Origin of the sequence: Magnetospirillum fulvum MGU-K5, assembly GCF_000442515.1 — a bacterium.
Classification (GTDB): Bacteria; Pseudomonadota; Alphaproteobacteria; order Rhodospirillales; family Magnetospirillaceae; genus Phaeospirillum; species Phaeospirillum fulvum_B.
Genome location: NZ_AQPH01000010.1, coordinates 1 through 25332 on the forward strand (window position 1 = coordinate 1; position 25332 = coordinate 25332).

The 25332-nt window shown below is 61.0% G+C and carries 26 protein-coding genes, 1 pseudogene and 1 riboswitch; of the genes and pseudogenes, 21 read left to right on the plus strand and 6 right to left on the minus strand.

All coding sequences use genetic code 11. From position 1 onward, the window contains the following. The 16 genes from tsf to hpnI form a co-directional block, all read left to right on the plus strand. Positions 1 to 750, plus strand: a 750-nt coding sequence (tsf, locus tag K678_RS04300; protein ID WP_021131234.1) for a translation elongation factor Ts, incomplete at its 5' end; no start/stop codon positions are given. Positions 751 to 921: 171 nt separating this feature from the next. After that, positions 922 to 1644 (plus strand): UMP kinase, encoded by a 723-nt coding sequence (pyrH, locus tag K678_RS04305; protein ID WP_021131235.1) that lies wholly within the window; start codon positions 922 to 924, stop codon positions 1642 to 1644. Between the two features lie 15 nt (positions 1645 to 1659). Continuing rightward, complete coding sequence (frr, locus tag K678_RS04310; protein WP_039852032.1) at positions 1660 to 2232, plus strand: ribosome recycling factor; 573 nt, start codon at positions 1660 to 1662, stop codon at positions 2230 to 2232. Between the two features lie 5 nt (positions 2233 to 2237). Next, the gene (locus K678_RS04315; RefSeq protein ID WP_021131237.1) at positions 2238 to 2969 is read left to right on the plus strand and encodes an isoprenyl transferase; all 732 of its coding nucleotides are present in this window, start codon (positions 2238 to 2240) and stop codon (positions 2967 to 2969) included. 9 nt (positions 2970 to 2978) lie between these two features. After that, a complete protein-coding gene (locus K678_RS04320; protein ID WP_021131238.1) occupies positions 2979 to 3767 on the plus strand; it encodes a phosphatidate cytidylyltransferase in 789 nt (262 codons plus the stop codon). A gap of 23 nt (positions 3768 to 3790) precedes the next feature. Next, positions 3791 to 4951 carry a 1-deoxy-D-xylulose-5-phosphate reductoisomerase gene (locus tag K678_RS04325; RefSeq protein WP_021131239.1) on the plus strand — a complete coding sequence of 387 codons (1161 nt, stop codon included), beginning with the start codon at positions 3791 to 3793 and terminating at the stop codon, positions 4949 to 4951. Positions 4952 to 4966: 15 nt separating this feature from the next. Continuing rightward, positions 4967 to 6124, plus strand: coding sequence for an RIP metalloprotease RseP (rseP, locus tag K678_RS04330; protein WP_021131240.1), 1158 nt, complete (start codon positions 4967 to 4969; stop codon positions 6122 to 6124). 124 nt (positions 6125 to 6248) lie between these two features. After that, the gene (bamA, locus tag K678_RS04335) at positions 6249 to 8435 is read left to right on the plus strand and encodes an outer membrane protein assembly factor BamA (RefSeq protein ID WP_231376200.1); all 2187 of its coding nucleotides are present in this window, start codon (positions 6249 to 6251) and stop codon (positions 8433 to 8435) included. A 166-nt stretch (positions 8436 to 8601) separates the two neighbouring features. After that, the gene (locus tag K678_RS04340; protein WP_231376201.1) at positions 8602 to 9168 is read left to right on the plus strand and encodes an OmpH family outer membrane protein; all 567 of its coding nucleotides are present in this window, start codon (positions 8602 to 8604) and stop codon (positions 9166 to 9168) included. 6 nt (positions 9169 to 9174) lie between these two features. Beyond that, on the plus strand, positions 9175 to 10194 hold the full coding sequence (lpxD, locus tag K678_RS04345) for a UDP-3-O-(3-hydroxymyristoyl)glucosamine N-acyltransferase (protein ID WP_021131243.1): 1020 nt from the start codon (positions 9175 to 9177) through the stop codon (positions 10192 to 10194). A 71-nt stretch (positions 10195 to 10265) separates the two neighbouring features. Next, entirely contained in the window at positions 10266 to 10730 is a 465-nt protein-coding gene (gene fabZ / locus K678_RS04350) for a 3-hydroxyacyl-ACP dehydratase FabZ (protein WP_021131244.1), read from the plus strand. Further along, the gene (gene lpxA / locus K678_RS04355) at positions 10730 to 11533 is read left to right on the plus strand and encodes an acyl-ACP--UDP-N-acetylglucosamine O-acyltransferase (RefSeq protein WP_021131245.1); all 804 of its coding nucleotides are present in this window, start codon (positions 10730 to 10732) and stop codon (positions 11531 to 11533) included. The genes fabZ and lpxA overlap by 1 nt, the downstream gene beginning before the upstream one ends. Continuing rightward, on the plus strand, positions 11523 to 12353 hold the full coding sequence (locus K678_RS04360; RefSeq protein WP_021131246.1) for an LpxI family protein: 831 nt from the start codon (positions 11523 to 11525) through the stop codon (positions 12351 to 12353). The genes lpxA and K678_RS04360 overlap by 11 nt, the downstream gene beginning before the upstream one ends. Beyond that, on the plus strand, positions 12350 to 13525 hold the full coding sequence (gene lpxB, locus K678_RS04365) for a lipid-A-disaccharide synthase (protein ID WP_021131247.1): 1176 nt from the start codon (positions 12350 to 12352) through the stop codon (positions 13523 to 13525). Before K678_RS04360 ends, lpxB begins: the two co-directional genes overlap by 4 nt. Then, positions 13522 to 13932 (plus strand): lactoylglutathione lyase, encoded by a 411-nt coding sequence (gene gloA, locus K678_RS04370; RefSeq protein ID WP_021131248.1) that lies wholly within the window; start codon positions 13522 to 13524, stop codon positions 13930 to 13932. The genes lpxB and gloA overlap by 4 nt, the downstream gene beginning before the upstream one ends. A gap of 144 nt (positions 13933 to 14076) precedes the next feature. Beyond that, on the plus strand, positions 14077 to 15243 hold the full coding sequence (hpnI, locus tag K678_RS04375) for a bacteriohopanetetrol glucosamine biosynthesis glycosyltransferase HpnI (RefSeq protein ID WP_021131249.1): 1167 nt from the start codon (positions 14077 to 14079) through the stop codon (positions 15241 to 15243). A 66-nt stretch (positions 15244 to 15309) separates the two neighbouring features. Here the strand turns inward: hpnI and trmFO are convergent, their stop codons facing one another. Continuing rightward, the gene (gene trmFO, locus K678_RS04380; protein WP_039852053.1) at positions 15310 to 16665 is read right to left on the minus strand and encodes a methylenetetrahydrofolate--tRNA-(uracil(54)-C(5))-methyltransferase (FADH(2)-oxidizing) TrmFO; all 1356 of its coding nucleotides are present in this window, start codon (positions 16663 to 16665) and stop codon (positions 15310 to 15312) included. A gap of 55 nt (positions 16666 to 16720) precedes the next feature. Next, complete coding sequence (locus tag K678_RS04385; RefSeq protein ID WP_021131251.1) at positions 16721 to 16975, minus strand: hypothetical protein; 255 nt, start codon at positions 16973 to 16975, stop codon at positions 16721 to 16723. A gap of 187 nt (positions 16976 to 17162) precedes the next feature. Between K678_RS04385 and K678_RS04390 the strand changes: the two genes are divergently transcribed. After that, positions 17163 to 17576, plus strand: a complete 414-nt coding sequence (locus K678_RS04390) for a DUF4170 domain-containing protein (protein WP_021131252.1) — start codon at positions 17163 to 17165, stop codon at positions 17574 to 17576. Positions 17577 to 17623: 47 nt separating this feature from the next. Here the strand turns inward: K678_RS04390 and K678_RS04395 are convergent, their stop codons facing one another. Beyond that, positions 17624 to 17944 carry a peptidylprolyl isomerase gene (locus K678_RS04395; RefSeq protein ID WP_021131253.1) on the minus strand — a complete coding sequence of 107 codons (321 nt, stop codon included), beginning with the start codon at positions 17942 to 17944 and terminating at the stop codon, positions 17624 to 17626. Between the two features lie 50 nt (positions 17945 to 17994). Here K678_RS04395 and K678_RS04400 point away from each other — a divergent pair, with 50 nt between their 5' ends. Both K678_RS04400 and K678_RS18960 read left to right on the plus strand, forming a co-directional pair. Then, positions 17995 to 18540, plus strand: a complete 546-nt coding sequence (locus K678_RS04400; protein WP_021131254.1) for a pseudouridine synthase — start codon at positions 17995 to 17997, stop codon at positions 18538 to 18540. Positions 18541 to 18657: 117 nt separating this feature from the next. Then, entirely contained in the window at positions 18658 to 18843 is a 186-nt protein-coding gene (locus K678_RS18960) for a hypothetical protein (RefSeq protein WP_039852034.1), read from the plus strand. 222 nt (positions 18844 to 19065) lie between these two features. Here K678_RS18960 and K678_RS19920 read toward each other — a convergent pair. Continuing rightward, positions 19066 to 19224: pseudogene (locus K678_RS19920) on the minus strand (OmpA family protein); the annotation flags it as partial. On the opposite strand from K678_RS19920, the gene K678_RS18965 reads away from it, so the two are divergent. Continuing rightward, positions 19181 to 19321 (plus strand): hypothetical protein, encoded by a 141-nt coding sequence (locus K678_RS18965; protein ID WP_196802538.1) that lies wholly within the window; start codon positions 19181 to 19183, stop codon positions 19319 to 19321. The pseudogene K678_RS19920 and the gene K678_RS18965 sit on opposite strands and share 44 nt — an antisense overlap. 451 nt (positions 19322 to 19772) lie before the next feature. Here K678_RS18965 and uvrA read toward each other — a convergent pair whose 3' ends face one another. Together uvrA and K678_RS04415 are read right to left on the minus strand one after the other, a co-directional pair. Continuing rightward, positions 19773 to 22628, minus strand: a complete 2856-nt coding sequence (gene uvrA / locus K678_RS04410) for an excinuclease ABC subunit UvrA (RefSeq protein WP_021131256.1) — start codon at positions 22626 to 22628, stop codon at positions 19773 to 19775. Positions 22629 to 22731: 103 nt separating this feature from the next. Further along, positions 22732 to 24411, minus strand: coding sequence for a methyl-accepting chemotaxis protein (locus tag K678_RS04415; protein WP_039852036.1), 1680 nt, complete (start codon positions 24409 to 24411; stop codon positions 22732 to 22734). A 137-nt stretch (positions 24412 to 24548) separates the two neighbouring features. Then, positions 24549 to 24723: riboswitch (yybP-ykoY riboswitch) on the plus strand. Between the two features lie 17 nt (positions 24724 to 24740). On the opposite strand from K678_RS04415, the gene K678_RS04420 reads away from it, so the two are divergent. After that, positions 24741 to 25325: a TMEM165/GDT1 family protein gene (locus K678_RS04420; RefSeq protein WP_021131258.1), complete on the plus strand. Its 585-nt coding sequence runs from the start codon at positions 24741 to 24743 to the stop codon at positions 25323 to 25325. The last annotated feature ends 7 nt before the right edge of the window (positions 25326 to 25332 follow it).

A 25332-nucleotide genomic window follows, 5' to 3' on the forward strand; every position in this document is an offset into this window, starting at 1 on the left:
GAAGGTCTGGTTGGCGTCGCCGCCGAAGGCACCAAGGGCGTTGTTGTCGAAGTCAATGCCGAGACCGATTTCGTTGCCCGCAACGAGCAGTTCCAGAGCTTCGTGTCCGCCGTCGCCCAGGTGGCGCTGGCCCAGGGTGATATCGAGGCGGTCCGCACCGCCGCGTTCCCCGGCTCGGACAAGAATGTCGGCGACCAGTTGACCGCTCTGATCGCCACCATCGGCGAGAACATGTCGCTGCGCCGTTCGCTGCGCCTCGAAGTGACCGACGGCGTCGTTGCGTCCTATGTCCACACTGCCGTTGCCCCCGGTCTGGGCAAGATCGGCTGTCTGGTCGCGCTCGAATCGACCGCCGATAAGGCTCGGCTGCTCGAACTGGGCCGTCAGGTGGCGATGCACGTTGCCGCTGCCAACCCGCAGTTCCTTGACCCGACCTCGGTTGACACCACGGCGCTTGATCGCGAGCGCAATGTCCTGACCGAGCAGGCCCAGGCGTCGGGCAAGCCCGCCAATGTCATCGAGAAGATGGTCGAAGGTCGTATCCGCAAGTACTACGAGGAAGTCTGCCTGAGCGAGCAGATCTTCGTAATCGACCAGGAGAACAAGATCTCCAAGCTGCTCGAAATCAAGGGCAAGGAATTCGGTGCGCCGATCCGCCTGGCCGGTTTCGCGCGCTTCGCCCTCGGCGAAGGCATCGAGAAAGAGCAGACCGACTTCGCCGCCGAAGTCGCCGCCCAGCTCGGGCGCTAACGCTCCTATCCGGTAAGGGCCGCCCCTCTCCAGGAGGGGTGGCCCCGTCCGTGACAACAGGCGCGACAGGCTGGCTGAATAGTGTATGATCGCCGCCGCTCGGTCCTGTGTAAAAACCCACAGCCGACCGCGCTTCCCGGCCTTTGCGCCACCAAGCCCCAAAGGGAGCCTATGGCCAGCAACGCTCAGTACCGACGCGTTCTTCTCAAAATTTCCGGCGAAGGCCTGATGGGATCGAAAGAGTATGGGCTTGATCCCGTCACTCTTGATCGGGTCGCAGGCGAAGTGCGATCGGTCCGCGATCTCGGCGTCGAAGTCTGTGTGGTTATCGGCGGCGGCAACATCTTCCGTGGCGTATCCGGCGCTTCGACCGGCATGGAGCGGGCTGCGGCCGACAATGTCGGCATGCTGGCGACCGTGATCAATGCCTTGTCGTTGCAGAATGCGCTGGAGAAGCACGGGGTCGAGACCCGGGTTCAGTCGGCGATCGTGATGCCGACGGTCTGCGAGTCGTTCATTCGCCGTCGCGCCATTCGTCACCTCGAAAAGGGGCGGGTGGTGATCTTCGCCGCCGGGACCGGCAATCCGTTCTTCACCACCGATACCGCCGCCGCCCTGCGCGGGGTCGAGATGGGCTGCGATGCCCTTCTGAAGGCCACCCAGGTTGATGGCGTCTATTCCGCTGATCCCAAAAAGGTCAAGGATGCGGTCCGTTACGATCGCCTGACCTTCAATGAGGTTCTGAGCCGCGATCTGGCGGTGATGGATACGTCGGCAATCGCGCTCTGTCGCGAAAACCGGATGCCCATCGTCGTGTTCGACCTGCACCGTCCGGGCGCTTTCGCTCAGGTGGTCACGGGTTGCGGACTCTTCACAACTATCGCGAACGATTAGAAAAGGGGTTCGATCGTGTCTGTTTCGACCACCTGGAGCGATCTCAGGAAGGATATCGTTCGGCGCATGGACAGCGCCGTCGAGGTTCTTAAGAAAGAATTTTCCGGCCTGCGTTCCGGTCGTGCCTCGGTTAATCTGCTTGATCCCGTCGTGGTCGAGGCCTATGGCCAGACCATGCCGCTGTCGCAATGCGGGACCGTCGGCGTGCCCGAACCCCGGATGCTGACGGTTCAGGTGTGGGACAAGGGACAGGTCAAGGCCGTTGAGAAGGCTATCGCCAATGCCGGTCTCGGCCTCAATCCGCAGGCCGACGGACAATTGATCCGGGTGCCGATCCCGCCGCTGAACGAAGAGCGTCGCAAGGAATTGCAGAAAGTCGCCGGCAAGTATGCCGAGGCGGCCCGCGTTTCCGTGCGCAACGTCCGTCGCGACGGTATGGACTCGCTGAAGAAGATGGAAAAGGATGGCCATCTTTCCGAAGACGAGATCAAGAAGCACGAAAAGGAAGTCCAGGTTGTCACTGACGAGATGATCAAGAAGATCGACGAGTTGCTGACGAGTAAGGAAAAAGAGATCATTCAGGTCTGATCCCAATGGAAACCTCGCCCCAAGCCGCCGAGCTGCCACCACCACCGGCCCATGTCGCCATCATCATGGACGGCAATGGGCGTTGGGCGCGCTCGCGGGGGCTGCCTCGAACCGCTGGACATAAACGCGGGGCGGAATCCGTCCGCCGCACGGTCGAGGCAGCACGGGAGATGGGGGTCTCCTATCTGACTCTGTATGGGTTTTCTTCTGAGAATTGGAAGCGTCCGGCCGGCGAAATCGCCGATCTGATGGGGCTGTTGCGCCTTTATCTGCGCAATGAGGTTGCCAATCTGCATAAGAATGGCATCCGCCTCAAAGTGATCGGCGAACGCTCGCGGCTCGGACCCGATATCGTCCGCCTGATCGAAGACGCCGAGGCCCGGACCGAATCCAACGTCGCGCTGACGCTGGTTCTCGCTCTTTCCTATGGCGGGCGGCAGGAAATCGTCGAAGCGATGCGTTCCGTCGCCCGGTCGGTTGCCGCCGGGGCTCTGTCCCCGGATGGCGTCGATGAGACGATTGTCGGGTCTCATCTTTTCACCTCGGGCATCCCTGATCCCGACCTGATCATCCGCACCAGTGGCGAAAAACGGATCAGTAACTTCCTGCTGTGGCAGGGAGCCTATGCCGAACTGGTGTTCATCGAGACCCTTTGGCCGGATTTCGGACGCGCTGAACTGGAAACCGCCTTGCGCGACTTCCAGCAGCGCGACCGCCGCTTCGGCGGGGCGAGGTAAGTTGTTCAAGTGCTGAAAACACGCGCCCTATCCGCCCTGGCTCTGGCTCCGCCAGCCCTGTTCGCCGCCTGGTACGGTGGTTATCCCTTTGCCCTGATGGTTGCGATCGCCGCAGCGCTGATGTGCTGGGAATGGCACCGCATCACCTGTGGCGGTTACGGCTACGCCGCGCGCTCCGCTGCGTTTCTGTGCTTTACCGCCTCGCTGCTGGCGGTGACGGCACCGCACGCAGCGCTTTATATGGTGGCCGGGGCCTTTGTGGTTTCGGCTCTGCTGGTTTGCCCGGTTCCCGGCCGCCGGGTCTGGTCGGGGTTGGGGGCGCTTTATATCGGTCTGCCGTGTCTGGCCTTGGTCTGGCTGCGTGGCGATCCGGAATACGGCGCGGCGACGGTCTGGTGGCTTCTCCTGGTCGTCTGGGCCACCGATATCGGTGCCTATGCCTTCGGTCGCCTGATCGGCGGTCCGTTGCTGATGCCGCGGGTGAGCCCCAAGAAGACCTGGGCGGGTCTGCTGGGGGGGATGCTCTGCGCGGCCTTGGTTGGCGTCGCCGTCGCCTGGACCGAGCAGCTTGCCGGGCTGGCCTGGGTTGGCTTTGTCAGCGCACTTCTCGCTGTGGTGGCGCAGGCGGGCGATCTGTTGGAATCCTGGGTCAAGCGGCGCTGGGGCGTCAAAGATTCAAGCAACATCATTCCCGGCCATGGCGGGGTCCTCGACCGCGTCGATGGCCTTTTGACTGCGGCAATCGTGGTGGCGGCGTTGACCTTCGCCACGGGCAAAGCGGTCCTGATCTGGCAGTAAGCTGAAGAGTGAGTGGGGGGGTTATGAGCGCAAGGCGTGGGGTTACGATTCTCGGCTCGACCGGTTCGATCGGCTGTAACACCGTCGAATTGGTCGAGGCTAGCCCTGACCTTTACCGGGTCGAGGCGCTGGTAGCCAATTCCCGGGTCGATATCCTTGCCGATCAGGCGCGCCGTCTCAAGGCACGTCTGGCCGTCGTTGCCGATGAAACCGCCTATCCTGCCCTGAAGGACGCTTTGGCCGGCACAGGGATCGAGGTTGCCGCCGGGGCCGCCGCCGTCGCCGATGCCGCCGATCTTCCCGCCGATTGGGTGATGGCGTCGATCGTCGGTGCCGCCGGTCTGGCTCCGACCCTCCGGGCGATCCGCCGCGGTGCCACCGTCGGCCTCGCCAACAAGGAAGTGCTGGTCTGTGCCGGGCAGTTGATGATGGCCGAGGTGAAGACCCACGGTGCAACCCTGCTGCCGGTCGATTCCGAACATTCGGCGATCTTCCAGGTTCTCGACGTCAAGCAGCACGATCAGGTTGAAAAGATCATCCTGACCGCCTCGGGCGGGCCGTTCCGCGGCAAGACCCGTGAATTCATGTCCTCGGTCACGCCTGAGCAGGCGGTCGCCCATCCTAATTGGTCGATGGGAGCGAAGATCTCGGTCGATTCCGCCAGCATGTTCAACAAAGGGCTGGAACTGATTGAGGCGTATCATCTTTTCAACATGCCTGAAGAGAAGATCGACATCGTCGTCCATCCCCAGTCGGTGATCCATTCGCTGGTCGCTTATACCGATGGTTCGGTTCTGGCGCAGTTGGGGTCGCCCGACATGCGTACCCCGATCGCCTATGCGCTGGGCTGGCCCAATCGCATTCCGGCTCCGGTCCCCCGCCTTGATCTGGCGTCGATCGGAACCCTGAAGTTCGAAGCCCCGGATCAAACGCTGTTCCCGTCGTTGCGTCTGGCCCGCGAGGCCCTGCGCGCCGGTGGATCGGTTGCCGCCGTGCTGAACGCCGCTAATGAAGTGTCGGTTGCCGCCTTCCTGGCGCGTAAGATCGGTTTTCTTGACATCGCCCGCGTGGTCGAGCGCACCATTGAAGGTGTTAACCACCGCGAGCTTCTTTCGATCGACGACGTTCTGGCCCAGGATCAGGTGGCGCGGCGCTTTGCCGAGTCGGTGATCGGGCGCCTTTAACCGGTTCGGAGCCTCATGGACCTGTCTCTTCTGCTCTCCAACGTCCTTCATGGCGTGTGGTATTACGTGGTGATCTTCCTGGTCATCATCACCGTGGTTGTGTTCGTCCACGAACTCGGACACTTCCTGATCGCCCGCGCCAACGGGGTCAAGGTCGAGGTGTTCTCGATCGGCTTTGGCCCGGAAGTGTGGGGGCGGACCACTTCGGCCGGGACGCGCTGGCGGATCGCTCTGATCCCGCTCGGCGGCTACGTCAAGTTCTATGGCGATGCCGACGCCGCGTCGGCGACCCAGAGCGACCAGCCGATGAGCGACGAAGAGAAATCCTGGTCGTTCCAGCACAAGCGGGTGGGGCAGCGTGCCGCGATCGTTGTCGCGGGTCCTGCGGCTAATTTTGTGTTCGCGATTCTGGGCTTGGCCGGGCTGTTCATGGTCCTGGGGCAGCCGGTGACCGAGCCGGTGATCGGCGGGATTTATCCCGGCACCGCCGCCGAAGAAGTCGGACTGAAGACCGGCGACCGCATCCTGGCAATCAACGGCCGCTCGGTCGATCGCTTCCAGGATATCCAGCGAGTGGTCCGCCTTGAGATCGAACGTCCGCTGGAGATGACGATCAAACGGGGCGATGAGACCTTCACGATCCAGGCCCAGCCCCGGATTGATACGCGCAAGGGCCTGTTCGGCGATTTGGAGAAGGTGCCGGTCCTCGGTGTGTCTGCTGATCCGGCCAGCACCCGGATCATTCATCACGGCCCGGTATCGGCCCTGGGTGAGTCACTGGCCGAAACCGGCAGCATGATCCGCTCGACCTTCGTCGGCATCGGTCAGATGATTAGCGGAACCCGCAATTCAGACGAACTGGGCGGTCCGATCCGCATTGCCAAAGGAGCGGGTGAAGCGGCGCAACTGGGTATCAGCAGCGTTATTTATTACACGATCCTGTTGTCCTTGAATCTTGGGTTGATCAATCTTTTCCCAATCCCGGTCCTCGATGGCGGGCACCTTCTCTTTTATGCCTTCGAAGCGATCCTTGGCCGCCCCCTGGGGGAAAAGGCACAAGAATTTGGTTTTCGAATTGGGCTGTTTCTGGTATTGGCGTTGATGGTCTTCGCGACTAGAAACGATATCGTGGCCCTGCCGGTCTGGGACGCTGTGGTACGCATGTTCTCGTGACCCTGGACCGGGTTGGTACACTGGGCTGACGTGGGGGGACCCGATGCGATTCTTGCAGTGGACCGGTCTGGCAGCAGGTCTTTTGGCTGTCTCGACCGCCGCCTGGGCGCAGGATGCCGGACGTGTGCGTTCCGTTATCGTCCAGGGTACCCAACGTATCGAAGCCGATACCGTCAAATCCTATATGACGATCACCGAGGGTGACCTGTTCGACACCGAACGGGTCAACCGCTCGCTGAAGGCTCTGTTCAATACAGGTCTGTTCGCCGACGTCGCGATCCGGCGCGAAGGAGATCAGTTGGTGGTGCGGGTTGTAGAAAACCCGATCATCAACCGCATCGCCTTCGAGGGAAACCGCAAGATCAAGGAAGAGCAGCTTTCATCGGAAGCCCAGTTAAAGCCGCGAACGGTTTATACCCGGTCCAAGGTTCAGTCCGACGTTAAGCGCATCCTCGATCTGTACCGCCGCAATGGCCGGTTTGCCGCTACGGTTGAGCCCAAGATCATTCAGCTTGAACAGAACCGCGTCGATCTGGTCTATGAAATCGTCGAAGGTGATCCGACTTATGTCCGCCGGATTTCCTTCGTCGGCAACCGTCGTTACGATGAAACCAAGCTGCGCGAAACCCTTCAGACGAAGGAAGAGCGCTGGTATCGCTTCCTCACCACCGACGACACCTACGATCCCGATCGGGTCACCTATGACCGCGAATTGCTGCGGCGGTTTTATCTGAAGCACGGCTTCGCCGATTTCCGGGTGGCATCGGCGATTGCCGAATTGACGCCTAATCGCGAAGGCTTCTTCATCACCTACACGATTGAAGAAGGGGAGCGTTACAAGTTCGGCAAATCGACGATCAATGCCGGTTTGCGCGATCTGAAGCCCGAAGAACTTGAGCCGATCATCGTCAGTCGCGAGGGCGATTGGTACAATGCCGATCAGGTCGAGGATATCGTCCAGAAACTGACCGATGCGGTCGGAACCAAAGGCTATGCCTTCGTCGATATCCGCCCGCAGATCAACCGCAATCGCGAGACCAAGGTCATTGATGTCACCTATGACATCCAGGAGGGACCACGGGTCTTCGTCGAGCGGATCGACATCACCGGAAACGTCCGGACCCTCGACAAGGTCATCCGGCGCGAATTCAGGCTGGTTGAAGGCGATGCCTTCAACACCGCGAAGTTGCGGCGGTCGCGCCAGCGTTTGAAAGACCTCAACTTCTTCGAGAAGGCCGAGGTGACCAATGTGCCGTCCGAAACGGCACCCGACCGGACGGTCATCAAGGTCGAGGTTCAGGAGAAATCGACCGGCGAGTTGAGCTTTGGCGTGGGTTGGTCGAGCCAGATCGGTCCGATGATTGAGGCCTCGATCCGCGAACGCAACCTGCTTGGTCGGGGCCAGGACGTCGTGTTGTCCTCGACGCTGGCCAGCAAGCGGACCCAGTTGAACTTCTCCTTCACTGAACCGTATTTCCTCGATCGCGAGATCGCGGCGGGCTTTGATGCCTTCGCGATTACCCGCGATCTCAGCAATTACAGTTCCTATGATTCCGAGACGATCGGCGGCAGCCTGCGTCTGGGCTATCAGATCACCGATCCTTTGCGTCAGGACTGGAAATACACCCTGAAGCAGGACAAGGTGTCGAACGTCACCAGCACCTCACGCTATATCCTGGATCAGGTGGGGTCGCGGGTGACCTCGTCGATCACCACCGGCTTAACCTACGACAAGCGTGACAGCCGGATCGAACCGGGCGAAGGCTATTTCGTTCGAGTTGCAGCGGAAGGCGCAGGCCTTGGTGGTGATATCCATTTCGTTCGTGGAACGTTGTCCGGCGGTCAGTACTTCACCCTCGACGATCAGGTTGTTCTGGGCCTGACGACCAGCAATGGCTACATCGTCGGGTTGGGCGAGCGCGTTCACATTACCGATCGTTTCTTCGTCGGCGGGGATACCCTTCGCGGCTTCGAGACGGCGGGTATCGGTCCTCGCGATATTGCCACCGACGATTCGCTGGGGGGTGTCTGGATGTTGACTGGGTCGGCCCAGGTTCGCTTCCCCATCGGTCTGCCCGACGAGTTCGGTGTTTCCGGTCAGGTCTTCACCGATGCCGGTACGGTCGGTTCGTCCGATATCGAAGATTCGACAGGGGTACGCCAAAGCAGTTCGTTGCGCCTGTCGAGCGGCGTCGGCGTGTCGTGGAAGTCGCCGATGGGACCGGTTTCTCTCGATATCGGTGTGCCTCTGTTAAAAGAGAGCTATGACAAGACGGAATTGCTGAAATTCAACTTCGGCACCAAGTTCTGACCCCGCAGGGAAGGCTCCTCCGCAACATTGGAATGGAGCGGGGCGTCTCGAAAGGGGTTTGACACGGATGAGTATGAGCAGAGGGCGAGGATCAATGGGGGGCTTGTCCAGGCTTGGCCGGGCCAGACACTGGGTGAGCTGTTGTGGGATGGTGGTTGCTTTGGCCATGGCCGCTTCCGTGGTCAGCGCTGCCGACGCTCCGGCGGCCAAGAAAGCCGCCGCAGCCCCCGCCACCATCATCATTGTTGTTGACGTCCAGCAGGCCCAACGGGACTCCCAGGCCGGAAAGGCCCTGATCACTCAGCGCGATCATTACCAGCAGAGCTTCCAGAACGATTTCAATTCGGCGCGCCAGCGTCTTCAGGTCAGCGATCAGGATCTGGCCCGGCAGAAGGGAACGATGTCCCAGGAAGCCTATGACCAGAAGGTCAAGGACCTGGAGCAACAGGTCGTCGCCTTTCAGCGGCGAACCCAGATGGCGGTTCGGGCGCTGGAGAAATCGACTGACACGGCCGCCACCGAACTGATGAACGTCATTTTGAGCATCACTGGGGAAATCGCGGGCGAGATGGGGGCAACCCTGGTTCTGCCCAAGCAGCAAGTCGTCCTGCATGAACCCAGCATGGACGTGACCAGTCTCGTGATCGAGCGGGTTAATCGTCGGCTGCCGACTGTTTCTTTTCCTGTACCGGTGGTCGAGGATACGCCGCCGGCCAAACCCGGTAGAAAGTAGAGAGCCATGGCCGATTCACGTTTCTTTACGGTCGCGGGGCCGTTCACTCTTGAGGCTTTGGTCGGTATCTCTGGTGCCGTCGCGGGCGGTGAGGCTTCGGCCGAGGCCGTTTTCGTCGATGTTGCCCCGCTCGATACCGCCGGTCCCGAGCACGTTTCCTTTCTTGATAACCGCAAGTATCTCGACGCCTTCCAGGCGAGCCGGGCCGGTCTGTGCGTTGTCGCCCCGGCGATGGCTGCCAAGGCCCCGAAGGGAATGGCGTTGCTGTTGGCCGACGATCCCTATCGCGCTTATGCCCGGATCGCCCAGGCATTCTACCCCGTGCTGCCGCCCGAACCGTGGCTGGCTCCGACCGCCTGGGTCGACCCGACCGCCACCGTCGGCGAAGGATGCCGGATCGAACCTGGCGCGGTGATCGGCGCTCGGGCTGAAATCGGCCAGCGCTGCCGCATCGGCGCCAATGCCGTCATTGGCGATGGTGTTGTGCTCGGTGACGATTGCGCGATCGGAGCTGGAGCCACCGTCACTCACGCCTTGGTGGGCCGCCGTGTTTCGATCTATCCCGGCGCCAGGATCGGCCAGGATGGATTTGGCTTTGCGATGGGGCCCCAGGGGCATTTGAAGGTCCCGCAATTGGGCCGGGTCGTGATTGGCGATGGCGTTGAAATCGGCGCGAATGCGACGATCGACCGCGGAGCTGGTCCAGATACCGTCATCGGCGCTGGCTGTATGATAGACAACCTCGTCCAGATTGGGCACAACGTCCATCTCGGCCGCGGCTGCGTCTTGGTGGCGCAGGTTGGCGTCTCCGGTTCGAGCCATCTTGGCGATTTTGTTGCCGCCGGTGGTCAGGCCGGGCTGACCGGCCATCTGCATATCGGGGCAGGGGCGCGGATTGCCGCTCAGTCCGGGGTAATGCGCGACATTGCTCCCGGCGAGACTGTCGGGGGCTCGCCCGCCGTCCCGATGGCCGACTGGCTGCGTAGCTCGGCTTTGTTGAGCCGGATGATCCGCCGCAAGGGCTAGAGAACGGAAAATACATGGGTTGCCGGCTCCTTTGCCGGCCAGGGAAGGTTAGAAAGAGGGCAGGGATCGATATGGACACCACCGTCACCGACCGGGGTAAGGTCATCGACATCAACCGGATCATTCAGATGATCCCGCATCGCTATCCGTTCCTGATGGTGGACCGGGTGATTGATGTCGTCGCCAACGAAAGCGCTGTCGGCATCAAGAACGTCACTATCAACGAACCGTTTTTCCAGGGGCACTTCCCCTCTCGTCCGGTTTTCCCGGGCGTTCTGATCGTCGAGGCGATGGCGCAGACCGCCGCCGTCTTGGTGGTCGAGACGCTGGGTCCATCGGCCGAAGGAAAGCTGGTCTATTTCATGAGCGTCGACACCTGCCGCTTCCGCAAGCCGGTGGGGCCGGGCGATCAGCTGATGATCCACGTTTTCAAGGAACGTAGCCGCGCGAATGTGTGGAAGTTCCGCGCCGAGGCCAAGGTCGCCGGAACCCTGGTCGCCGAAGCGACGTATGCCGCCATGATTTTGGACGAATAATGACCCAAATCCATCCCAGCGCCGTCGTCGATCCCAAAGCCGAACTCGCCGCGTCGGCGGTGGTCGGCCCCTTCTGTATGGTTGGTCCCGACGTTGTCTTGGGCGACAATGTCGAACTGCTGTCCCATGTCGCTATCGCGGGGCGGACGCGGATCGGGTCCGGTACGCGGATTTTTCCGTTTGCCTCGATCGGTCACCGTCCGCAGGATTTGAAGTACAAAGACGAGCCCTCGGTGTTGGAAATCGGGTCCAACAACCAGATTCGTGAACATGTCACGATGAATCCCGGCACTGAAGGCGGCGGGATGGTGACCCGGGTCGGCGATAATTGTCTGTTCATGGCGAGCGCCCATGTTGCCCACGATTGCATCCTGGGCAACAACGTCATCATGGCCAACAATGCCACCCTGGCCGGGCATGTTTCCGTCGGCGATTACGCCTTTCTGGGCGGCTTATCGGCGGTTCATCAGTTCGTCCGCATCGGCAAGCACGCGATGATCGGCGGCATGTCGGGGGTCGAGGCCGACGTCATTCCCTTTGGTGTCGTCATTGGCAACCGCGCCCATCTGAACGGACTGAATATCGTCGGGTTGAAGCGTCGTGGCTTTTCACGCGACGACATTCATACCCTGCGGAACGCCTACCGTCTGCTGTTCGCTCCCGAAGGGACGTTGCAGGAACGGCTGTCCGACGTCGAGGATCAGTTCCAGGGAAATGCGGTGGTGATGGAAATCGTCGCCTTCATCCGCTCGGACACCTCGCGGTCGCTCAGTACGCCGAAATTCACCGGCGATGGCGTCTAACCGCAAGCTCGGTATTATTGCGGGCGGCGGTTGCCTTCCCGGGTTGATCGCCGCTGCGTGCCGGGCCGAGGGGCGACCGGCCCATGTCCTCGCCCTGACCGGCCATGCCGATCCGGCGGTGATTGCCGCCGCCGATTTGCCGACCGATTGGATTCGTCTGGGCGAAGCCGGAAGTGGGTTCGCCAGCCTGCGCCAGGCCGGAGTCTCAGACGTGGTGATGGTTGGCCCTGTCCGCCGACCATCGCTGTCTGAACTGGCTCCCGATTTGCGCACCGCCCGCTTTTTTGCCCGCATCGGGTTGAAGGCGCTGGGCGATGACGGATTGCTGCGGGCCGTCGTGACCGAACTTGAAAGCGAAGGCTTTCAGGTTGTCGGGATTGATCAGGTCCTTGCCTCCTGTCTTGCCAGGCCGGGTCTCTATGGCGGCCCAGCCCCGGACGCCCAGGCTGAAGCCGATATTGCCCGTGGAATCGAAGTTGCCCGAGCGCTTGGCGCGGTCGATGTCGGACAATCGGTGGTGATCCAGCAAGGGATTGTGTTGGGCGTTGAGGCGATTGAGGGAACCGACCGCCTGCTGGAACGGTGCGGTCTTCTCGCTCGCGACGGCGTCGGCGGTGTTCTGGTTAAACTGAAGAAGCCCGGTCAGGATCGCCGGATCGATCTTCCCGCAATCGGCACCAACACGGTGACCGCTGCTGCTTCTGCCGGTTTGCGCGGCATTGCCGTCGAAGCTGGCGCTGCCTTGGTATTGGGACGCGAGGCGGTTGCTGCCGAAGCCCGTCGCCTTGGTTTGTTCGTTATTGGAATCGCGCCATTATGACCGTCGCCGTTCCTCTAATCTACCTGATCGCGGGAGAGCCGTCGGGCGACCTGCTTGGTGCCAGACTGATGGCTGCCCTCAAACAGCAAACCGGAGGGGCTGTTCGTTTTGCTGGTATCGGCGGCGAGGAAATGCGCGCCGAAGGGCTGGACTCGCTGTTCCCCATGGCCGACCTGTCGGTGATGGGACTGGTCGAGGTGTTGCCGCGGTTGCCACTGATCCTCCGTCGGATCCGCGAGACTCTTTCCGATATCGAAACAAAAGTCCCGAGCGCAGTGGTCACAATTGATTCCTGGGGCTTCTGCGGGCGGATTCACAAGGGGTTGAAAGAACGTCAGTCCCGCGTTCCGCGTATTCATTACGTTGCCCCAATGGTTTGGGCGTGGAAAAAAGGCCGGGCCAAGACGTTGGCTCAGGTGCTTGACCTGCTGTTGACCCTGTTTCCCAATGAACCGGCATGGTTCGAGAAGGAAGGGCTCCGCTCGATCCATGTCGGCCATTCGGTGATCGAGGGCGGGGCAGGGCGGGGGGACGGGGCGGCATTTCGTGCCCGGCATGGACTGGTTGCCGATCAACGGATTCTCTGCCTGCTGCCGGGCAGCCGACGGTCGGAAACATCGCGCCTGTTGCCGGTGTTTGCCGCCACTCTGGACCAGCTTGCCGTCCGTTATCCCGATTTGGTAGTGGCAGTGCCCACGGTCGAAACCGTTGCGGACGAAGTTGCCGCCGCTGCCGCTGGGTGGACGCTTCCCACATTGGTACTGCGCGGCGCGGCCGAACGTTTTGATGCCTTTGCCGCCGCCTCGGCTGCTTTGGCCGCATCGGGAACGGTGGCGCTGGAGCTGGCGATGGCCGGAGTTCCCGCCGTGATCGCCTATCGGGTTTCACCGGTATCGGCCTTCGTTGCCACCCGCTTCCTCGGCCTGGACTTGAAATTCGTCTCGTTGGTCAACATCCTGGCGGAACGCCAGGTGATGCCAGAACTGCTTCAGGACGATTGCCGCCCCGATCGACTGGCGGAGGCGGTGAGCCAGTTGCTGGATGATCCCGATGCGGTTGCCGACCAACATCGCGGTGAACGCGAGGCGCTGACCCGTCTGGGATGGGGAGAAACCAGCCCCAGCGCTCGGGCTGCCGCGACGATCCTGACTTTCATTGGAGAACAGCAATGAGCACAACGCCCGACACCAAAGGCTGGCGCTTTCTGCACACGATGATCCGAGTCGGCGATTTGGACCGCTCGATTGCGTTTTACACCAATCTGTTGGGAATGCAGCTTCTGCGCCGCACAGACTATCCCGAGGGACGGTTTACCCTGGCCTTTGTCGGTTATGGAGCAGAAAGCGAGCAGACCGTGGTGGAACTGACCTATAATTGGGACACGCCCTCCTATGATCTGGGGGCTGGGTTCGGGCATCTTGCCTTGGGTGTGCCGGATATTTACGCTGCCTGCGATGCTTTGGATCAAGCCGGGGCCAAGATCGTTCGGGCTCCCGGACCGATGAAGCTTGGCAACACGATCATTGCGTTCGTCGAAGACCCCGATGGATACCGGGTCGAATTGATCCAGGTTTCATAAAAAATCCCATTCGCGCCCATCGCCACCCAGTTTGTAAGCGTTTTGTAACAGTGGGGCGGGTTTGTATCCGCCTGTTACAATTCGCTGGCGTTTGGGGTGGGAAGCGTATAGTTAGTCTCAAAACTATATGCTAAAGGGGTGGGTATGGCCTTTTGGAACGTTGAAGCGGTTGACCTTGGTTTGGTTCTGACCGCCTCGACCGGGTGGGCTTTTTTAGGACTAAGCCTCCGTCAGGCCTTGAATTTCAAGGAACGCCGCAAGGCCCCGGCCAATGGCGAAACCCCTCCGGTTTCTGTGATGAAGCCGCTGTGCGGAAGCGAGCCTCGACTCTATGAGTGCCTCCGCTCGTTCTGCGATCAAGACTATCCCGAGTATCAGATCGTCTTTGGCCTTCACAAGGCTGATGATCCCGCTGTTGCGGTGGTTGATCGCCTTCGTGCCGAATTCCCCGATCGCGACATCACCCTGGTCTGCAATGATGCCGTGCATGGCAGCAACCTTAAGATCAGTAATCTGATCAATATGATGTCGGCCTGCCGCCATGATTATCTCGTCGTGTCCGACAGTGATGTCAAAATTGGCCGGGACGGATTGCGCTCAATTGTCGATCCGATGGTTAAGGATGACGGAATCGGAGCGGTCTCTTGCCTCTATACCGGCCAAGCGACTGCGGGCTGGGTATCGCGACTGGGCGAACTCAACATCAACGGGTGGATCATTCCGTCTGTTCTGCTCGACAAGTCAATCAACAATATCGATTGCGCGTTGGGTGCAGTGTTGCTTCTGCGGCGCAGAGCGTTGGAGTCGATCGGCGGCTTTGCCGCCGTCACCGATCATTTAGCCGACGATCATGAGATTGGCGATCTGATGACCCGGGCGGGATGGCGGGTTCATCTGTCTCATTTTACCGTCGCGACAATGGTTGACGAAACCAGTCTGCTCGCCTTGATCCGCCATGAAATCCGCTGGGCACAGACCGTCTGGGTCACCCGCCCGCTTGATCATGTCCTGTCGGTGGCCACCTGCCTTTTGCCGATCTATCTGCTGCAACTGGCACTGTTTCCCTCGATTGTCGGGGCCGTTGCGGTCGTTCTGTACTTGTTGCTGCGATTTATTTTGACCGCGACGCTGAACCGTCGCATCTCGTTCGCGCGACCGATGCCGCTGTGGCTTGTGCCTGTGCGGGAGTGCCTGTGCTTCGTGGTGTGGGCGGCCTGCATGACCAGTCGTAAAATCGTTTGGAGGGGGCAGTCCTTCCGCCTTCTCGGCTGCGGGCGTCTCGTTCCCGCCTATGAGGCCAAACAGGGCTGACATTGGCCACGTCCTTGAAACGCTCCCAACCCGTTGGGTCGGGAGCGTTTTTTTGAGGATCGGCGGTTAGTCTCGGGTGGAGGGCAGGGTCTCCAGCCAGGGAGCAATATCGTTGCGCGCCCGGATTGAATAGAGCTTCTTGCGCTCGCGCCCCTTGACCCGGCGCCCATTTTCATCGCGTTCGGGCGGCGGCGGGAACAGGCCAAACGTGACATTCATCGGTTGGAAGGTGTCGGCCATCGCTCCGCCGGTAACGTGCCCGAGCAAGGCCCCCAGGGCGGTGGTCAGCGGAGGCGGAGACAACGTCCGCCCTAGCGCCTCCGCGGCGGTGAAGCAGCCCGCCAGCAAGCCGATTGCCGCACTCTCGACATAGCCTTCGCAGCCGGTGACCTGTCCCGCCAGACGCAGGCGGGGCTGGGCTTTCAGCGTCAGATCGCGGTTCAGCACGCGCGGTCCGTTGACGAAAGTGTTGCGGTGCAGTCCGCCCAGCCGGGCGAATTCGGCGTTCTCCAGCCCCGGAATCGTCCGGAACAAGCGAACCTGTTCGCCATGGCGCAGTTTGGTCTGGAAGCCGACCATGTTGTAAAGCGTGGCTAGGGCATTGTCCTGGCGCAACTGGACCACGGCGAACGGCTTGGGCCCATTCGGGTCGGTCAGGCCGACCGGCTTCATCGGACCAAAGGCAAGCGTGCCGCGCCCGCGCGAGGCCATCACCTCGATCGGCAGACAGCCTTCGAAATAGGGGGTGTCTTTTTCCCAATCATGGAATGGGACGGTTTCGCCGGACAGCAGGCCGTCGATGAAGGCATCGTACTGCTCACGCGACAGCGGACAATTGATGTAATCCGAGCCGTCGCCCTTGTCGTAGCGCGACTGGAACCAAGCCTTCGAGAAATCGATGCTTTCGCGCACCACGATCGGAGCGATCGCATCAAAGAAGGAAAGAGAATCAATCCCGGTCAGGCCTGCCAGCGCCTCGGCCAGCGGAGCCGAGGTCAACGGCCCGGTCGCGACGATGACCCGCTCCCACTCCTCCGGAGGCAGCCCCGTCACCTCCTCACGCCGGATGGTGACGTTGGGGTGGTTGGTCAGGGCGGTCTGGACATGGGCGGAGAACGCGTCGCGATCAACCGCCAAAGCCCCTCCCGCCGGGACCTTGCAGGCATCGGCGGCGGCCAGGATCAAAGAGCCCGCCCGCCGCATTTCTTCATGCAGCAAGCCAACGGCATTGTGGTCGGCATCGTCCGAACGCAGCGAGTTCGAGCAGACCAGTTCCGCCAGCCCGTCGCTGTGATGGGCTGGGGTTTGGCGCCTGGGGCGCATTTCATGGAGGATGACGGGGAGGCCGGCCTGCGCGAGCTGCCAGGCCGATTCCGACCCTGCCAGCCCGCCGCCGACGACGTGAATTGGTTTTTCGCTCATACCCACCGACATAGCCGCTTCGACGGCTTCTGTCCAGGGGTGGGGTAAGCCGGTGCTACCCCATCTTCTGCTGCGCCGTCATTTGGGTCAGCCAGCCGATGCTGCCGCCGGTTGCCGCCGCGATTGAATTGGTTCCGGTCACGGCCTTGCCATCGGTGACGCTTTTACCGTCGGAGGTATCGAGCGGTCCAAAAGCGTAGGTCGCGAATGCGCTAGATGGCCCGGTCTTTTCCGAGTTGGAGGAATGGCTGCTGGGCTCGTCCTTACGGTTCAGCAAAAGATGGCTGGGGATCGATGAGACAGATTGCATGGCACACACTCCATGGCCTTAACATGTTGCGATAAGGACATGCAGACTTCGTGCCACGGTCTAATCGGCCAAGATCAGGGCCTTGGCGCGGGAAGACATCGGCAGATTTTGCCGTGCACTTACCGGCCGGATCATTTCTTCCCAGTCTGATTTTGGGTATAAGCGGAGAGTTGACCCAGGAGGGCATATGGCCAGGACATATTACGTCGTCGGCGGCGAATACGCCGACACCACGTTTACCACTCTCGCTCCCGGCCAGTCCGAAGAGACCTTCGGGCCATTCGAGGAACGTCAGGCTCATGAATGCTGGCGCGCTCTGACCGGCAAGACCGTCGACAATGCCATGGTGCGCTATTTCATTCGCGAGACTGGCCCGGAGACCGGGGAGGGGGGCTGGTACGTCGTCGGCGGCGAATATACCGGGACCGATTTCACCACCATCGCGGCGGGCAGTCCGGCCCAGGTGTTGGGTCCGTTCGATCGCCAGACCGCCCTTGCGACGTGGCGCGACCTGACCGGACGCACGGTCGATAGCGCGCTAACCCGCTTCGATCTGAGCACCGAGGCCGAACTGAAGCGGCGCGGTCTGCTCGTGGGATGATCTAGGCGGAAAGCGGAGCGGGGGACACGCCCCCGCTCCGACCCGACCTATTCGACGCGATGGATCAGGTGATAGCCGAACGGGGTTTCGACCACGCCACTGACCTCGCCCACAGCCAGGGCGAACGCGGCCCGGTCGAAATCGGGAACCATCGCTCCGGGACCGAAATGACCGAGATCGCCGCCTTCCTCTGCCGACGGACAGTCGGAATATTCCTTGGCCATCTGGCCGAAATCAGCGCCTTCACGAATTTCGTCAAGAATCTCGGTGATAGCCGACAGCGCCTCGTCCTTGGTCCGGGTCGACTGGGACCGCATCGAGCCCTTGTACATCAGCAGGATATGGGCGGCGCGAATCTGGGCGGACATGGGATGCTCCGAATTTTGAAAAAGGCCGACACTGTAACCGAGCTTTTCCGATGCCGCCACGGGTGATCCTGTTTAACAAGCCGTTCGATGTGCTGTGCCAATTCACCGATCGTGAGGGTGGACGGCGCACGCTCAAGGATTATATCGACCAGCCCGGAGTGTATCCGGCCGGACGGCTTGACCGCGATTCCGAGGGGTTGCTGGTCTTATCCGATTCCGGACCGCTGATTGCCCGGATCGCCGACCCCCGCCATAAAATGGCAAAGACCTATCTGGCCCAAGTCGAGGGAATCCCCACCCCGGCGGCGCTGGCCGCGCTACGCAAAGGGATCGTGCTGAAGGACGGTCCGACCCGTCCGGCCGGAGCCCGGATGATCGCCGAACCCGAAGGGCTGTGGCAGCGGGATCCGCCGATCCGGAGCCGTGCCGCCATTCCCACCAGTTGGATCGAGCTGATTCTACGCGAGGGCCGTAACCGCCAGGTGCGCCGGATGACCGCCGCGGTCGGCTTCCCGACCCTGCGGCTGATCCGCTGGGCGGTGGGGGATTGGAGTTTGGATGGTCTGGCGTCGGGTCAGTGGCGCGCTTTGCCATAAAAACGTCACCGAACTGACCGCTTTATCGCCACGATCCATCGTCATGATCCGGCACGAAGTCGGATGGGGGCGCGACGATCCGGCTTTGCTCTGAGACAGCGCCGACGGAAGTGGACGATGGGACGGAAATACAAGGGCGACATCATGCGGTTTGACGACGAGACTCTGATCGAGTCCCGGGATGAGGCCGTTCTGCCCACCGCCTTGCAAGACAGCCCGCGGGGACTTGATCCCGAAACCTGCCGCCGCGCTCATGCCGTCGCTCTTCGTCAGATCCAGGCGCGGATTCCCAGTTTTTACTGAGGTTGATATCACATTGTCAACTTTGGTTGACGTCAGGTTGGTCCGAGCTACCCCGTCAACCAAAGTTAACCCCTGCGGAGACGGCCCCGTCATCGCACTATCGACCGGACCCCAGGTGATTTCGACCCGGCGCTCGTCATGGCGTGCCTGAGGCGATGACGGCGAAAGTGCGGCGCGGTCGTCCGCACCTTTGCCAACGATCTCGATCGTCGGGGCTGTTACCCCCAGTTTGACCAATTGCTTGGCCACCGACCGGGCACGCCGTTCCGACAAGGCTTGGTTATAGGCTTTGGGGCCACGGGAATCGGTGTAGCCATAAATCCGGATTTCATCAGGCTTGGCGGCCTTCAGAGCCGGGGCCGCATCCCACAGCCGCTGCATCGTCGAAGCGGTGATCTCGTCTTTGTTGAAGGCGAACGTCAGCACGATCGGCTGCGCTGTCCGCTCGACCGGAGGAGCCTCGGTGACCATTGGCTGATCCTCTGGCTGCGAGGGCGGACTGACCGGAGGAGGGGCTGGCACCGTGGCGACGACGGGGGGAGGTGGGGAGAGAGTGTCTTGACCCGCCCCATAGTCGGACGACGTGGATGAGCAGGCAGCCAGTCCGGTTAGCCCGGACAAGGCAACCAGAACCCGGATGAACCGTAAGGGGCGAACCGTCAGCATCAAGACATCACGCTAAAGACAGTTTGATCTATACACACTGTCTCAAGATAAAATATCGCTGTAAAGCGAGTTTTTACTTGTGTTGTTAAGTCAAGGTTGACAGTCGACCCCTGCACCACTGTCATCTTAGGTTGACTTGATTTAATGGATTCGCTTGAGCCCGCTCAGCGCTAGCGGGCGAAAAAGTATAAAAAAGAAGGGGTTACCCCCTTCCCTTTCATACCCGACATTGAGAGTCTGAGGCCGGATCTGACGGTAAACGCCTAGAAGCGACCGGGATCACCCGTTCCGACATGGCGGGCCAAAATTGGGGCAAGATGCTGGCCGGTATAGCTCTGCGAGCAGGCAGCAACATCTTCCGGCGTTCCCGCGACAACGACGCGACCGCCGCCATCGCCCCCTTCGGGACCAAGATCGACGATCCAATCGGCGGTTTTGATCACTTCCAGGTTATGCTCGATTACGACGATGGTGTTGCCGGTATCGACCAGGGCACGAAGCACTTCGAGCAATTTGCGGACATCCTCGAAATGCAGCCCGGTAGTCGGCTCGTCGAGGATATAGAGGGTCCGCCCGGTGGCCCGGCGCGACAATTCCTTGGCCAGCTTGACCCGCTGAGCCTCGCCGCCGGACAGGGTGGTGGCCTGTTGCCCCAGATGGATATAGCCAAGCCCAACCCGTTGTAGGGTTACCATCCGGTCACGGATCGCGGGAACCGCCTTGAAAAACTCGGCCGCCTCCTCGACGGTCATGTCGAGGACGTCGGCAATGCTTTTGCCGCGGAAGGTAATTTCCAACGTTTCGCGGTTATAGCGCCGTCCCTTGCAGACGTCGCATTGGACGTAGACGTCGGGCAGAAAGTGCATCTCGATCTTGATCAGCCCGTCGCCTTGGCAAGCTTCGCAGCGTCCGCCTTTGACGTTGAACGAGAACCGACCGGGCTTGTAGCCGCGTGCTTTCGCTTCGGGCAGTTCGGCGAACCAGTCGCGGATCGGGGTGAAGGCTCCGGCATAGGTCGCGGGGTTCGAGCGGGGAGTCCGGCCAATCGGGCTCTGATCGATATCGATAATCTTGTCGAGATGTTCGACCCCTTCGATCCGGTCGAACGGGGACGGCTGTTCCCGCGCTCCCATCAAGCGGCGGGCCAGGGCCTTGTACAGCGTTTCGATCACCAGGGTCGATTTGCCGCCCCCCGACACCCCGGTGATGCAGGTGAGCGTCCCGAGCGGGACGGTGAGGGTAACATCCTTCAGATTGTTGCCGCGTGCGCCGATCAGAGACAAGACCGCGCCGCTGCCGGGACGGCGCTGCGTCGGCAGCTCGATCCGCGTCTGTCCGGTCAGGTAGCGGCCGGTCAGGCTGGCCGGATTGACCATCACTTCGGCCGGGGTGCCCTCGGCAACGACCGAACCGCCGTGAATTCCGGCCCCCGGTCCCATATCGATCAGGTAATCTGCGCTGCGGATCGCGTCTTCGTCATGTTCGACGACGATCACGGTATTGCCGATATCACGCAGCCGACGCAGCGTTGCCAGCAGACGATCATTGTCGCGCTGATGCAGGCCAATCGAAGGCTCATCCAGAACGTAAAGAACGCCGGTCAGACCCGATCCGATCTGGCTCGCCAGCCGGATGCGCTGGCTCTCGCCCCCCGACAACGAACCGGAGCCACGCCCAAGGGTGAGATAATCGAGGCCCACATCGACCAGGAAGCCCAGACGGTCGTTGATCTCACGCAAAATACGCCGGGCGATCTCGCGGTCCTTGGGCTTCAGATGTTGGTCGAGCTCACCGAACCAGTCGCGCGCCGCGACAATCGACATTTCGGCGGTCTGGCTGATATGCAGTCCGCGAATTTTAACCGCCAGCGCTTCGGGCTTCAGACGCGCGCCGCCGCAGGCTTCGCACGGGGCCGTGCCTTGGAACCGCGATAATTCCTCGCGCACCCAGGCCGAATCCGTCTCGTGGAAGCGGCGATCCATGTTGGGGATGACCCCCTCGAACGATTTCTTGGTGTGGTAGCCGCGAAAGCCGTCCTCGTACTCGATCGTAATCTCTTCGGTGCCCGATCCGTACAAGATCACCTCGCGCACTCGCTCCGGGAGCGCCGACCAGGGGAGGTCGAGGCCAAAGCGGTAATGCGCCGACAGGCCCTGAAGGGTTTGCAGGTAATATTGCGAGGTCGACCCGGCCCAGGGCGCGATCGCGCCTTCTCGCAACGACAAATCGGGGTTCGGGATGACCAGTTCGGGATCGAAATAAAGTTTGACGCCGAGTCCGTCGCAGGTGGGGCAGGCCCCAAACGGGTTGTTGAACGAGAACAGCCGGGGTTCGATTTCCTCGATGGTAAAGCCCGAGACCGGGCAGGCGAACTTGGCCGAGAAAATCGTGCGCTCGCCGGTTCGGGCATCCTCGGCAATGCACAGCCCGTCCGAAAGGCCGAGAGCGGTCTCGATCGAATCGGCCAGCCGGTTGCCCAGGCCGGACTGGATCACCACGCGGTCGACCACCACGTCGATATCGTGCTTCTTTTTCTTGTCGAGGGTCGGGACGGCGTCGATCTCATACAAGGTGCCGTCGACCTTGACGCGCTGGAACCCCTTCTTTTGCAGGTCGAGCAGGTCCTTGCGGTACTCGCCCTTGCGACCGCGCACATAGGGGGCGAGCAGATACAGCCTGGTTCCCTCGGCCATCGTCTCGACGCGATCGACCATCTGGCTGACCGTCTGGCTTTCAATCGGCAGACCGGTTGCCGGTGAATGCGGTACGCCGACGCGCGCCCACAGCAGGCGCATGTAATCGTAGATTTCGGTGACGGTGCCGACGGTCGAGCGCGGATTGCGCGAGGTCGTTTTCTGTTCGATCGAGATCGCCGGGCTCAGTCCCTCGATGCTTTCGACATCGGGTTTTTGCATCAGTTCAAGGAACTGACGGGCATAAGCCGACAGCGACTCGACATAGCGGCGCTGACCCTCGGCATAAATCGTATCGAACGCCAGCGAAGACTTGCCCGACCCTGACAGGCCGGTGATCACCACCAGTTTGTCGCGAGGAATGTCGATATCGACGCTTTTCAGATTATGTTCGCGGGCTCCACGAACCCGGATGACGCCGCTCATTGTCGATCAGCCTTCGTCAAACTGTGAACCGGCGGCGGATGGTAGAGGGTTTCCCGGGTGGGATAAAGCCCTCCGTCACGCCATCCTCCGTCGGCAAAATCACTCAGGCCCGAACGCTGTCGAGGAACGTTCCGACTTCCTTGTTGAGACGCTGTGACTGCGTTTCCAACTCGTGCGACGCCGTCAGAACCCCGTTCGATGTCTCGCCCACCTCGCCGACGGCCGAGGCCAATTGGGTCAGATAATCGGTGACCTGACGGGTTCCTTCCGACGCCTGCTGGATGTTACGCGAGATTTCGGCGGTCGCGGCGTGCTGCTCCTCGACGGCGGCTGCGATACCGGCCCCGATCTCGTCGATCCGACCGATGGTGCCGCCGATAATGCTAATCGCGCCCACCGCCTCGGTGGTGGCGGCCTGGACCGCACCGATCTGGGCCCCGATTTCCTCGGTCGCCCGCGCGGTCTGGTTGGCGAGATGTTTGACCTCGTTGGCGACGACGGCAAAGCCCTTACCCGCCTCACCGGCCCGAGCCGCCTCGATGGTGGCATTCAGCGCCAGCAAATTGGTCTGGGCCGCGATGTCGTTGATCAGACCGACGACATCGCCGATCTTGCCCGCCGCTTCCGCCAGTCCTTTAACCAAGTGATCGGTCCGTTGCGCCTCGGATACCGCCTCGGCCGACATTGTCGCCGATTGCTGGACCTGACGGCTGATTTCGCGGATCGACGCCGACAATTCCTCTGATGCCGCGGCAACTGTCTGGACGTTGGTTGACGCCTCTTCCGCCGCAGCGGCAACCGAGGTGGCTTGCGACGAGGTCTGGCGGGCGACATCGGTCAGACATTCCGCCGCACTTTTCATGCTTCCTGCCGAGGCGGCGATAACGTCGGAAACCTGCTTGACGCTGCTTTCGAACGAATCCGCCATCCGCATTGCGGAAGCCCGACGTTCTTCCTCGGCACGCAATTTCGACATTTCCTGCTCGCGGCGCAATGATGCCGCTTCGCGGGCGGCATCGCGCAAGGTGCGGATCGAAACCGCTAGCGAACCGATTTCATCGGTACGGTCGATCTCGGTGACGACAGTATCGTAATCCTGATTGGCGAGGCGGTTGGTGATCGTGGACAGCCGCTTTAACGCATTGGCGATGTGACGAGCCACACCAAGCGCCAGAGCCCCGCACAGCAGGGTAACCAGTAAGACCAGACCGGCGAAATGGAGTGCCTTATCCCAGAAAATTTCCTGGATATCGTCGATATAAATCCCGGTGCCCATCATCCAGCCCCAGGGCGCGAACAGATTGGCGTAAGACAATTTGTCGATGGCCACATCCGAGCCGACGCGGGGGAACTGATAAAACAGCGATCCGCCACCGGCCTGGGCCAGTTCGATCAGGCGGCGAATGATAAAGATGCCGTTAGAGTCCTTTGTTTCCAAAGCGCTTTGGCCTTCGCGCTCGGGATGCCCGGGAATCATTACTCCCGTTCCATCTACGGCATAGATGAAAAAGTATTCGTCCTTATCATAGCGAAGGTCGCGCAAAATGTTGCGAGTCAGTCTTTGTGCCTCGGCTTGATCGAATTCTCCCTTTAAAGATCTGTTGTAGTTGTCTTGCGCAATCCCCTGGGCAACTTCAACTAAGTTGTGCAACTTAGCGACACGATCCTCGACCATGATCGAGCGTAAGAAGAACATCGCTAAGGCAGCAACCACAACAAAGCCGAAGATACTGCCCGCAACGACGATCAGCAACTTTCCGGAAATTCCCATTTTAGGGATCATGTCACATCTCCACCCATAACCAACAGGTGCAATCAATCCGAAGACATATGCACCCCTATGCTAATTTTCCAGATTGTTCCAAAGAAATACCTGAACCGCAAACGAGCTTGCGTATAAGAAGCCATGCATTTACGGTGTGCGCCGTCATTGGGGAGTAGCCTCTCTCGGCCTGATCCGAGAGGGATGCGTCAACAGACTTGAGCTGCACAGCTCATGGCGCATTCGGCAAGAGTCGCTTGGCGAGACCTTTGGCTTGGCGTCCGACACCAGGGGGGTGGGCGGGGCGCAAAGCCATTGGTTTTCTATCCGCCCAGCCCCCAAAGGTTATTATGGACGCGCTGTTTATTTCCGCCGCGATTGTGGCGATCGCCGAGATCGGCGACAAAACTCAATTGCTGGCTTTGGTTCTTGCCGCTCGTTTCCGACGGCCGATTCCGATCATTCTGGGCATCCTGGTCGCGACCCTGGCCAATCATGGCCTTGCCGCCTGGGCCGGAACTGCGGTCGCCGACTGGCTGGGAGGAGAGACGATGCGCTGGGCGCTGGGTCTGTCGTTTCTGGCGATGGCGGTCTGGATTCTGGTGCCTGACAAGATCGACGATGACGCTCCTGGCATTGGGGAACGGTTTGGCCCCTTCCTCGCCACCCTGGTGGCGTTCTTCCTGGTCGAGATCGGCGACAAGACCCAGATCGCGACAGTGGCCCTGGCGGCGCGCTTCGATGACCTGCTGCTGGTGACCCTGGGCACTACGCTGGGGATGATGGCCGCCAATGTCCCGGCCGTTTTGCTGGGCGAAGCGGCGGCAACCCGGATTCCGTTGCGACTGGTTCACATCGTTGCAGCGATCCTGTTTGCTATCATGGGTATTCTGACGCTGAGCGAGGTCGGGGCCGATCTGGTCCGTCACCTGTAATCGGCGA